Source organism: Streptomyces sp. NPDC093544 (assembly GCF_040683495.1).
In the GTDB taxonomy this organism is placed as follows: domain Bacteria; phylum Actinomycetota; class Actinomycetes; order Streptomycetales; family Streptomycetaceae; genus Streptomyces.
Genome location: NZ_JBFBEA010000052.1, coordinates 21,762 through 32,267, shown reverse-complemented (window position 1 = coordinate 32,267; position 10,506 = coordinate 21,762). Strand labels below are relative to the sequence as shown.

The 10,506-nt window shown below is 72.9% G+C and carries 8 protein-coding genes and 2 pseudogenes; 7 read left to right on the top strand and 3 right to left on the bottom strand.

Translation table 11 applies throughout. The annotated features are described in order from the left end of the window. Positions 1-268: 268 nt before the first annotated feature. The 3 genes and pseudogenes from AB0N66_RS41180 to AB0N66_RS41170 form a co-directional block, all read right to left on the bottom strand. Positions 269-568 carry a hypothetical protein gene (locus AB0N66_RS41180; RefSeq protein ID WP_365445687.1) on the bottom strand — a complete coding sequence of 100 codons (300 nt, stop codon included), beginning with the start codon at positions 566-568 and terminating at the stop codon, positions 269-271. 30 nt (positions 569-598) lie between these two features. Beyond that, positions 599-1,615: pseudogene (gene pcaB, locus AB0N66_RS41175) on the bottom strand (3-carboxy-cis,cis-muconate cycloisomerase); the annotation flags it as partial. A gap of 165 nt (positions 1,616-1,780) precedes the next feature. Next, positions 1,781-3,757 (bottom strand): annotated as a pseudogene (locus AB0N66_RS41170) (FAD/NAD(P)-binding protein); the annotation flags it as partial. A 385-nt stretch (positions 3,758-4,142) separates the two neighbouring features. Here AB0N66_RS41170 and AB0N66_RS41165 point away from each other — a divergent pair. From AB0N66_RS41165 to AB0N66_RS41135, 7 genes are all read left to right on the top strand, one after another. Further along, positions 4,143-4,940, top strand: coding sequence for a hypothetical protein (locus AB0N66_RS41165; protein ID WP_365445682.1), 798 nt, complete (start codon positions 4,143-4,145; stop codon positions 4,938-4,940). After that, positions 4,937-5,131: a hypothetical protein gene (locus tag AB0N66_RS41160; RefSeq protein ID WP_365445679.1), complete on the top strand. Its 195-nt coding sequence runs from the start codon at positions 4,937-4,939 to the stop codon at positions 5,129-5,131. Before AB0N66_RS41165 ends, AB0N66_RS41160 begins: the two co-directional genes overlap by 4 nt. Positions 5,132-5,225: 94 nt before the next feature. Then, a complete protein-coding gene (mvk, locus tag AB0N66_RS41155) occupies positions 5,226-6,233 on the top strand; it encodes a mevalonate kinase (protein WP_365445676.1) in 1,008 nt (335 codons plus the stop codon). After that, the gene (gene mvaD / locus AB0N66_RS41150) at positions 6,223-7,266 is read left to right on the top strand and encodes a diphosphomevalonate decarboxylase (RefSeq protein ID WP_365445673.1); all 1,044 of its coding nucleotides are present in this window, start codon (positions 6,223-6,225) and stop codon (positions 7,264-7,266) included. Before mvk ends, mvaD begins: the two co-directional genes overlap by 11 nt. Further along, the gene (locus tag AB0N66_RS41145) at positions 7,263-8,354 is read left to right on the top strand and encodes a phosphomevalonate kinase (protein WP_365445670.1); all 1,092 of its coding nucleotides are present in this window, start codon (positions 7,263-7,265) and stop codon (positions 8,352-8,354) included. Before mvaD ends, AB0N66_RS41145 begins: the two co-directional genes overlap by 4 nt. Further along, positions 8,351-9,445 carry a type 2 isopentenyl-diphosphate Delta-isomerase gene (gene fni / locus AB0N66_RS41140; protein ID WP_365445667.1) on the top strand — a complete coding sequence of 365 codons (1,095 nt, stop codon included), beginning with the start codon at positions 8,351-8,353 and terminating at the stop codon, positions 9,443-9,445. Before AB0N66_RS41145 ends, fni begins: the two co-directional genes overlap by 4 nt. Further along, positions 9,442-10,503 (top strand): hydroxymethylglutaryl-CoA reductase, encoded by a 1,062-nt coding sequence (locus AB0N66_RS41135; RefSeq protein ID WP_365445664.1) that lies wholly within the window; start codon positions 9,442-9,444, stop codon positions 10,501-10,503. Before fni ends, AB0N66_RS41135 begins: the two co-directional genes overlap by 4 nt. Positions 10,504-10,506: the final 3 nt, after the last annotated feature.

Genomic DNA, 10,506 nt, shown 5'->3' with positions numbered 1-10,506 from the left:
GCGAGCCGACGTGCTCTTCGCGATGCTCCGCGACGGCACTTTCTACCAACCACCAACCCCGATCACCCCTTGACCAAAGTCATAGGGGCACCCCCTCCCCCGGCACCCGGGGCCGGCGGGGCCTGGGTGCCGGGCCCGGACCGCCTCGGGTTCCCCGACGGTGACGACTGCGAGCCAGGCCGAGCCGATGAGGTGCCTGGTCGAGTAGCGGAACCACAGTCAGGGCCGGCAACCGCCGCCGGGCAGGCCCGGACCCTGGGGATCAGGCTCAGGACGCCGGGGGCTGCGCGTGCCCCGGTGGGGTGAGTGCCCGGTCCACCAGTGGGCCGGCGACGCCCGTGTAGGTGGCCGGGTCGAGCAGGCCGGCCGCCTCCTCGCGGCTCAGCACGCCGGCCAGCTGCGGGAGTTCGGCCAGTACGTCGGCCAGCGGCAGGCCCGTGCGGGAGGCGAGCAGCGAGGCCTGCGCCAGCAGTTCCCTGGCGGCCGTCTTGCCGATGCGCGGTGCCAGGACGGCCGAGACCCGCTCGGAGACGAGCTGTCCGCCGGTCGCCCGGAGGTTGGCGCGCATCCGTTCCGGGTCGACGGTGAGTCCCCGGGCGAGTTCGACGGCCGTGTGCGCGGCGCCGCCGGTGAGCCGCAGGGCCTCGCGCAGCGGCTGCCACTCCGCGTGCCACATGCCGGCCGAGCGCTCGTCCTCGGTGGGCAGACACTGCATCAGTACGGTGGCCAGCGCGGGCACTTGGAGGGCGGCGGAGCGGATCAGGGTGGCGAGCACGGGGTTGCGCTTGTGCGGCATCGCCGAGGAGGCGCCCCGCCCGGCGACCGCGCCCTCGGCCACCTCGGCGACCTCGGTACGGGTGAGGACCAGCACATCCGCGGCGATCTTGCCGAGGGCGCCGGTGGTGTGGGCGAGCGCGGCCCCCAGGTCGGCGACGGGGGTGCGCAGGGCGTGCCAGGGCAGCAGGGGGGCGGCCAGGCCCGTCTCGTCGGCGAACGCGGCGCTGAGTCCGTCGAGCAGGGCCGCGGGGTCCGCGTCCCGGCCCGCGTACTGCAGATAGCCGGCCAGGGTGCCGGCCGCGCCGCCGAGCGCCACCGGGAGTCCGCCGTCGGCGACCCGCTCCAGGCGCTCGACGGCGTCCAGGACGAGTCCGCGCCACCCGGCCGCCTTGAGCCCGAAGGTGGTGGGCACGGCGTGCAGGGCAAGGGTGCGGCCCGCCATCACGGTGTCCCGGTGCGTGGCGGCGAGGCCGGCCAGCGCCTGGGCCACGGCCCGCAGATCGGCGACGATCAGGCGCAGCGCGCGCTGGGCCACCAGCATCGCGCCGGTGTCGAAGACGTCCTGGCTGGTCGAGCCGCGGTGCACGTACTCGGCGGCCTGGGGGGAGCGTTCCGCGACCACCGCGGTCAGCGCCTTGACCAGGCCCACGACCGGGTTCGCGGTCTCCCGCGCGGCCAGCGCCAGTTCGCGTACGTCGAGCAGGTCCGCGCGGGCGGCGGCGGTGATGGCCGCGGCCGCCTGTGCGGGGACCGTGCCGCAGCGGGCCTGGGCGCGGGCCAGGGCCGCCTCCGCGTCGAGCATCGCCTGCAGCCAGGCGCTGTCGCCGACGGCGGCCTCGACGGGGGTGCCCGCCCGGACCGGGGAGAGCAGCCCCGCGTCCAGGTGGGCGGACAGGGTGGTGGCGGATGAGGATGAGGATGCGGATGCGGCTGCGTGCACGGAGGTCATGCGCTCGACCTCGCCCTCAGTGTCCGACTGCGCTACGGGACAGGGCAGTTCGGGCAGGGCGAGGACCGCCGCCGCGATGGCGTCGGAGTCCTCGAGGGTGACCGAGCCGACGCCGGGCCTGATGCCGGCGGCGGTCACCCAGTGCACGGACTCGGTGGGCACCCCGTAGGCGAAGCGCCGCGGATGCGGCAGGCCCCGGACGTCGATCACGTGGTAGGGACGTTCGGTCACGGCGAGGCCGCCTGTCTCATGGCCGGTACCGCCGCCGGGGGTGCCGGCGGCGGGAATGCGGTAGGGGTGGCACTGCCCGGTGCGCAGCAGCTGGTTCATCAGCGGGTCCGCGGTGCGCTTGAGGTCGATCTCGGGCAGGCGGGCCTCGATGAGGACGGTGGCCCGCACCCGCACGTCCGGTATCGCGCTGGACGTGGCGGTGAAGCAGGGGCCGAGCGGGTCGTGCGGGTCGGCGTCGACGCGCAGGCCGGGCCCGGTCACCTCGAGGATGCCCGCGTCGATGAGGGCGGCCATCTCCTCGATGCGGGACGCCGGGGGGCCGATGGACAGATAGGCGTTGAGCGGTGTGTACCAGCCGTCGAGGTCGTCGCGGTGGGACGCGGCGGTCAGGCCGGCGTGGTCGACGGCGAGCCGCAGCTCGTTGCGCAGGTCCCGCAGGACGTCGAGGGCGGCCTTGACCGGTCCGCTGACGTTGCCCTGGCGGGCCAGGCGGACGTCGTCGTCGAGGTGGCCGCGCAGCCAGCCGCGGAAGGCGGCCTGGTCTGGGAAGACACGGTCGCCGTAGGGGCGCTGGACGCGCTTCCAGTCCCAGCGCTCGGCGGCGTGGATGCCGGCCGCCTCCAGGAGCACGTCCTCCTCCGGTCCCGGTTCGGCTTCCAGGTAGGCCTCGGTGAACTCCTCGATGCGGGCGGGGAGTTCACCGCGTGCCGCGAGCAGGGTCGCGTAGTGGACGCTGCACACCTCCTTGGAGACGAGTGGCCACAGGTCGGCGGCGAAGTCGATGGCTCCGCGGTCGGGGGCCTGGGCGCGCAGCGCCGCGATGTAGCCGGCGGTCAGGAGCCGGGGGTAGTAGCGGCCGTGGGCGCCCTTCTCGTTCTCGCCGCGTGCCTGGTAGGGCACGCCGCGCCGGGAGCCGGCGTACAGGCGCGGTTCGCGGCCCGAGGGCCGGTAGCGCAGGCGGCCGGCGGCGCGGGTGAAGACGCCGCCCCTGCCGTGGGTGAACAGGGCCAGGTAGTCGAAGAAGTTGAGCCCGAGTCCGCGCAGCAGCACGTGCTCGCCGGGCCGGATGCCCGACAGGTCCGCGTCGGCCGGGTTGGACGGGGGCAGGTAGGTCAGCCCGTTGCGTCCGGCGTACCGGGTCAGTTCCCTTTCGGTGCCGGAGAGCTGGGCCGGTACATGGCCCTGTGCGAGGACGACCGCGGACAGGCCGGTCAGCCGGGTGCCGTCCTCCAGGACGACGGTCTGCGCTGCCGGCTGTCCGCCCGTGGCACCGTCGTCGTGGAGGGCGACGGCCCGTACGGGGTGGGTGCGCACCGTCACGTGTGCGGCGGCGTTGGCGAGGACCCGCTGGAACGCCCAGGTCAGATAGCAGCCGTAGAGGGCGCGGGTGGGGTAGGAGTCGGGGCCCAGGCGGCGTGCCTCGGCGAGGATCTGGCCGTCGTAGCCGGCCTGGGGTGCGGTCTCCAGGGTGTGCGAGACCAGGGCCTTGGCCCACTCGTACAGGCTCGGTCCCTCCTCCAGCGGTCCGTCGATGCGGACGCTGGCGTCGGTGTAGACCGTGACCTGGCAGGACACGGTGTTCATCAGCAGGTGCCGGGACTGTGTGGGGCGCCACACCCGTCCCGAGCCCGGCGGGTCCGGGTCGACGACGTGCACGGTGACGGTGTCCCAGCGGGGCGACTTCCGTTCCTGCGCGCAGAGCCGTTCCAGTACGGAAAGGCCGCGCGGTCCGGCGCCGACGAGGCAGACCTCCAGATGTGCCGCCGTTTCGCCCCCGTTGGGCTGGGCGGATCCCCGGATGTCCGGATCGCCGAATGTAATCGGGTCGTACAGGGCATACTCATCGGCCGCCGTCACCGGCGGCCCTGCGGTGAGTCCGACGCTCACTGAGCGTTCGCCTCCATGCGTACCGTCCACAGCGCCTCCTTCCTCCGCCACCGTCGGGGCAGGCGCTCAACCACCGCTCGGCCCCGGATGGAGATCGGCTCGAGGACCGGCTACGGGAATCGGCGGCCGGAGTCCGGCGGCGGCCGGACGGGCGGACCGACGGGCGGACCGACGGGCGGACCGACGGGCGGACGGGCGGCGGGCGGGCGGACCGACGGTCGGTCGGGCGGCGGGCAGGTGACCTCCGCCGGGCCGCGAACGGGGCTGTATCGGGACTCCAGAACCGGTGGTTACGTTCGTGGAAAAGCGTCACCGGACCGACCCGGCCATTCGGCTGCCGGCGCTCGTCGTGCAGTGGTCTTCACCCGGGACAACCGGTCCGGCAGCAAATGCCGCAGCCGATACGGAACACCCCTGCGAAGTATCACCGGTTGCGGAGGGCGAGCCGCCTCATGAAGGAGATCCGCCGATGGTTCACCCGTGCCCCGGAAATCACACCGGTGAGAGCCACGCCGTCACCGGGTTCGTTCTCTGCGCCGCCTGCATCAGCCAGGCGGAACGCAATCTGCGCGCACTGCCCGCTCTTCACCAGGAGTGTCTGCACCATGTGTCGCCGGCCCGCCGGCGGACCAATCCCACCCGGGTGTCGGGAAGCCGCAGACAGGATCACCTGAACATCTCGGTGCTCGATGCCCGGTACAACATCCTCGCCACTCTGGAGTCCTGGTCGGACGTCGTGGTGGAAAAGCTCGGCGTCACCGCACCGGCCCGCTCCGTTCCGCAGCTGGCCCGGTTTCTGGCACAGCATCTGCAGTGGCTCGCCCGCCAGCCTCCGGCCGGCGACTTCGCACGCGAGACAGCAAGCCTGGTCGCCGACGTGCGCGGCACGATAGACCCCGACCCCGGCGGTCTTCACCGGCTGATCCGGCGATGCGTCGTGGACCACTGCGGCGGGACGATCAGCGCCGGGCCGGGGAACTCCGGGAAGCCGGGCAACGGAAGCATCGAGTGCTCGGCAGGGCATTCATGGGAAACGCACGAATGGCTGGCGCTGCGGCAGCTCATGGAGCGGCAGCGAACGGATGCCGGCGCATGAGGAAACCACCGCACCACCGGCTTGTTCCCACGAATGTGGCCGCACTCGCCGTGGGGGTCTCCGAAGCGACGATCCGCAAGTGGGTGAGCCGCGGAAAAATCACCCGCTACGGCGCACCGAACTGCCGCTCCGAGTTCGACATCGACGAACTCGCACAAATCGCTGTACGGCGCCGGTCCGCCACCCGGTGACGTCCGGGGATTCCCGCCCGCATTTTTTTCTGCTGTTCCACAGCATTCGAAGACACCGTCTCGCATACGGAAACGACAAGGGGAGCTGAGTGCGTTGACTCTACCGGCCTCAGTGGAGGGGGTTTTTGAAAACCATCGGGCTCGCTCGGTCGGCATCGGTCGCGCCCATGCCAAGGCCATCCTGCTGGGCGAGCACGCGGTCGTGTACGGGGCTCCGGCGCTCGCTCTGCCGATCGAGCAGCTCACGGCCACGGCGAGCGCCGGATGGTCTTCCCACACCGGCGGCGCCCAGGGCGGCTTGTCGTTCACCATGACCGGTTCCGCCTCCCGGGCGGTGGTGACGCAGGCCTCCGAGGGTCTGCAGCAACTGGCCGCGGCCTTCATGGAGCGCATGGGCGTGCCGGGCAGGCCGCACCTGGACGTGATCCTCGACGGTGCCGTCCCGCCCGGCCGCGGGCTCGGCTCCAGCGCCGCGAACTCGCGGGCGATCGTTCTCGCCCTGGCCGACCTCTTCGGCCGTGAACTGGCCGACAGCACGGTGTTCGACCTGGTGCAGACGGCCGAGAACATGACGCACGGCCGGGCCAGCGGCGTCGACGCCATGGCCGTCGGCGCGCGGGCCCCGCTGCTGTTCCATGCGGGCAGGGCACAGGAACTGGCCGTCGGCTGCGACGGCTTGTTCCTCATCGCGGACAGCGGCACCGCGGGCAGCACCAAGGAAGCGGTCGCACTGCTGCGTGCCGGGTTCGGGCGCGGGGCGGGAGTGCGGGAGCGGTTCCTGCGCCGCGCCACGCAGCTCACCGAAGAGGCCCGGCAGGCCCTGGCGGAGGGCGAAGCGGCGGAGTTCGGCGCACGGCTCACCGGCTATCACGAACTGCTCCGGGCGGCCGGCCTCAGCACCGCGGGGATCGACGCGATGGTCCAGGCCGCGCTCCGGGCGGGCAGCCTCGGGGCCAAGATCACCGGGGGTGGCCTGGGCGGCTGCGTCCTCGCGCTCACCCAGCCCGAGCAGGCCAGGGAGGTCGCCCGCCACTTGCACGACGCGGGCGCCGTCCAGACGTGGGCCGTACCGCTGAGGAGGCTCCCCCGCCATGCGCACTGAACAGCCTGCAGGACCGCACGTGCCGGGCGGGCCAGCCGCCACCGCCGTCGCGCACCCGAACATCGCGTTGGTCAAGTACTGGGGCAAGCGGGACGAGGAGCTGTTCCTGCCCCGGACCGACAGCCTGTCGATGACCCTGGACATCTTCCCCACGACCACCCGCGTCCGCCTCGCCCCCGCGGCGGAGCACGACAGGGTCACGCTCAACGGCCGGCCCGCGACGGGTGAGGCCAAGCGGCGCGTCATCGCGTTCCTGGAGCTGGTGCGGGAGCGGTCGGGAACAGCCCACCGGGCCGTCGTGGACACCGAGAACACCGTCCCCACCGGGGCCGGACTCGCCTCCTCCGCCAGCGGGTTCGCCGCCCTCGCCGTCGCCGCCGCCGCCGCGTACGGGCTCGAACAGGACGCCACCGCGCTCTCCCGGCTGGCCCGGCGCGGATCGGGGTCCGCGTCGCGGTCGGTCTTCGGCGCCTTCGCCCTCTGGCATGCGGGCCACAGCGGCGGCACGGCCGCACAGGCGGACCTGAGTTCGTACGCCGAACCGGTGCACACCGCCGGACTCGACCCGGCGCTGGTCATCGCGGTCCTGGACGCGGGCCCCAAGGCGGTGTCCAGCCGTGAGGCGATGCGCCGGACCCTCGACACGTCGCCGCTGTACGAGCCGTGGGCCCGGTCCAGCACGGACGACCTGGCCGACATGCGGGCCGCGCTGCGGCGCGGTGACCTGGACGCCGTCGGGGAGGTCGCGGAGCGCAACGCGCTCGGCATGCACGCGACGATGCTGGCGGCGCGCCCCGCCGTGCGGTATCTGGCGCCGGCCTCCCTCACCGTCCTGGACAGTGTGCTGCAGCTCAGGCGGGACGGCATCGGGGCCTACGCGACCATGGACGCCGGTCCGAACGTCAAGGTGCTGTGCCGGCGCACGGATGCCGGGCGGGTGGCCGCGGCCGTGCGCGGCGCCGTCCCGGGCGGCTCGGTGCACATCGCCGGGCCGGGCCCAGGCGCCCGTCTGCTGGCCCGGGACGGACGATGACCTCCCGCCGGAGCGTCGTCGCCCGGGCGCCGGGCAAGCTGTTCGTCGCCGGCGAGTACGCGGTGGTCGAGCCCGGAAACCCGGCGGTCCTGGTGGCGGTCGACCGGTATCTCACCGTCACCGTGTCCGCCGGCGAGGTGGCCGGTGTGCTGATCTCCTCCGACCTCGCCGCCCGGGCGGTGCACCGGCAGTGGCAGGACGGCCGGCTGACCGGGGGCGGCACCGGGGCAGCCCATGTGGTGGCCGCGGTGGAGACCGTGGGCGCCCTGCTGGCCGAACGCGGCCTGCCCGTGCCCCCGTTGAACGTGTCGGTCACCAGCATGCTGCACGAGAACGGCAGGAAGTACGGCCTGGGCTCCAGCGGCGCGGTGACCGTGGCGACGGTCGCCGCGGTGGCGTCGTACTGCGGACTGCGGCTGTCGCGTGAGGCCCGGTTCCGTCTCGCCCTGCTCGCGTCGGCCCGCCTCGACGCCAAGGGCTCCGGCGGTGATCTCGCCGCCGGCACCTGGGGCGGCTGGATCGCCTATCAGGCGCCCGACCGGGCCTTCGTCCTCAACCTGGCCCGCCGCCACGGCATCCAGGAGGCACTGCGCACCCCCTGGCCGGGTTTCGCGGTGCGCCGGCTGCCGCCGCCGAACGGCCTTTGCCTGGAGGTCGGCTGGACCGGAAACCCGGCCTCCACCGCGTCCCTGGTGGCCGGCCTGCACCGGCGGACCTGGCGGGGCAGCCCCTCGCACCAGAAGTTCGTGGAAACCACCACCGACATCGTCCGCGCCGCGGTCACCGCGCTTGAGGCCGGTGACGGCCAGGGCCTGCTGCACCAGATCCGGCGGGCCCGCCAGGAACTGGCCCGCCTGGACGACGAGGTCGGCCTCGGCATCTTCACACCCGAGCTGACGGCGCTGTGCGACGTCGCCGAGGCCGCCGGCGGCGCGGCCAAACCCTCCGGGGCGGGCGGCGGCGACTGCGGCATCGCCCTGCTGGACGCCGGTGCCCGGCACGACATCGCACACGTACGGCGACGGTGGGCCGCGGCCGGGGTGCTGCCCCTGCCCGTCGCTCCCGCCCTGGAAGGGACCGAGAAATGAGCAGCGCTCAGCGCAAGGACGACCACGTCCGGCTCGCCATGGAGCAGCAGCACGCGCACAGCGGACGCAACCAGTTCGACGAGGTGTCGTTCGTCCACCACGCCCTGGCCGGCATCGACCGGCCGGAGGTGTCTTTGGCGACGGTCTTCGCCGGCATCAGCTGGCAGGCGCCGCTCTACATCAACGCGATGACCGGCGGCAGCGTCAAGACCGGTGGCATCAACCGGGATCTGGCCATCGCCGCCCGCGAGACCGGTCTCGCCCTCGCGTCGGGCTCCATGCACGCCTACTTCAAGGACCCCTCGTGCGCGGACACCTTCGGTGTGCTGCGCGAGGAGAACCCGGACGGGTTCGTCATGGCGAACGTCAACGCGACGGCGTCGGTCGACAACGCACGACGCGCGATCGACCTGATCCGGGCCAACGCCCTGCAGATCCATCTCAACACGGCGCAGGAAACGCCCATGCCGGAGGGCGACCGGTCCTTCGCGTCCTGGGCGCCGCAGATCGAGCGCATCGCGGCGGCCGTCGACGTCCCCGTGATCGTCAAGGAGGTCGGCAACGGGCTGAGCCGGCAGACGGTCCTGGCGCTGCCCGGCCTGGGCGTGGCGGTCGCCGACGTCAGCGGCCGGGGCGGCACGGACTTCGCCCGCATCGAGAACGGCCGGCGTGAACGCGCCGACTACGCCTACCTGCACGACTGGGGGCAGTCCACGGCCGCCTGCCTGCTGGACGCGCAGGACACCGGCTTCCCCCTGCTGGCCTCCGGCGGCGTCCGCACCCCGCTCGACGTCGCCCGCGCCCTGGCCCTGGGCGCCGCCGCGGTCGGCTCCTCGGGGGGATTCCTGCGCACCCTGCTGGAGGGCGGCGTGCAGGCGCTGGTCACACAGATCTCCGCCTGGCTCGACCAGCTGACGGCCCTGCAGACCATGCTCGGCGCCCGCACCCCCGCCGACCTCACACGCTGCGATCTGCTGATCCACGGCCCCCTGCGGTCCTTCTGCACCGACCGGGGCATCGACACCCGGCGGCTCGCCCAGCGCTCCAGCTCCACCGACGCCCTCCACGAGATGACGGGAAGCACACGATGACCGAAGCCCACGCGATCGCCCAGATCCCCATGAGGTGGGTGGGCCCCCTGCGCATCTCGGGGAACGTCGCCACCACCGAGACCCATGTACCGCTGGCCACCTACGAGTCGCCGCTGTGGCCCTCGGTGGGCCGCGGTGCGAAGGTCTCCCGGCTGGCGGAGAAGGGCATCGTCGCCACTCTCGTCGACGAGCGGATGACGCGCTCGGTGCTCGTGGAGGCGACCGACGCACTGACCGCGCTCACCGCCGCGCGGACCGTCCAGGCGCGCATCGAGGAACTGCGCGAAGTGGTGCGCGGCTGCAGCCGGTTCGCCGAGCTGATCGGCATCCGGCACGAGATCAACGCCCACCTGCTGTTCATCCGCTTCGAGTTCTCCACCGGCGACGCCTCCGGCCACAACATGGCAACCCTCGCCTCCGACGCACTCCTGGCGCACCTGCTGCAGACCGTCCCGGGCATCTCCTACGGGTCGATCTCCGGCAACTACTGCACGGACAAGAAGGCCACCGCCATCAACGGCATCCTGGGGCGCGGCAAGAACGTCGTCACCGAACTCCTCGTACCGCGTGAGGTGGTGTCCGGCGTCCTGCACACGACGGCCGCGAAGGTCGTCGAGCTGAACATCCGCAAGAACCTCCTGGGGACCCTCCTCGCCGGCGGCATCCGCTCGGCGAACGCCCACTACGCGAACATGCTGCTCGCGTTCTACCTGGCGACCGGCCAGGACGCGGCCAACATCATCGAAGGCTCGCAGGGCGTCGTCATGGCCGAGGACCGCGACGGCGACCTCTACTTCGCCTGCACGCTGCCCAACCTGATCGTCGGCTCCGTCGGCAACGGCAAGGGCCTGGGCTTCGTGGAGACGAACCTGACCCGGCTCGGCTGCAAGGCCGACCGCGAACCCGGCGAGAACGCCCGCCGGCTCGCCGTCCTCGCCGCGGCCACCGTGCTGTGCGGTGAGCTCTCCCTGCTCGCCGCGCAGACCAACCCGGGTGAACTCATGCGCGCGCACGTCCAGCTGGAACGCGACAACAAGACCGCAAAGGTTGGTGTCTGAGGC

What these genes read in the sequence shown, in the direction of transcription:
- AB0N66_RS41180 (WP_365445687.1), bottom strand. Translation starts at nt 568, where the DNA reads ATGCGCGCCAACCTCCGGGCGACCGGCGGACAGCTCGTCTCCGAGCGG.
- AB0N66_RS41160 (WP_365445679.1), top strand. Translation starts at nt 4,937, where the DNA reads ATGAGGAAACCACCGCACCACCGGCTTGTTCCCACGAATGTGGCCGCA.
- mvaD (WP_365445673.1), top strand. Translation starts at nt 6,223, where the DNA reads ATGCGCACTGAACAGCCTGCAGGACCGCACGTGCCGGGCGGGCCAGCC.
- AB0N66_RS41145 (WP_365445670.1), top strand. Translation starts at nt 7,263, where the DNA reads ATGACCTCCCGCCGGAGCGTCGTCGCCCGGGCGCCGGGCAAGCTGTTC.
- fni (WP_365445667.1), top strand. Translation starts at nt 8,351, where the DNA reads ATGAGCAGCGCTCAGCGCAAGGACGACCACGTCCGGCTCGCCATGGAG.
- AB0N66_RS41135 (WP_365445664.1), top strand. Translation starts at nt 9,442, where the DNA reads ATGACCGAAGCCCACGCGATCGCCCAGATCCCCATGAGGTGGGTGGGC.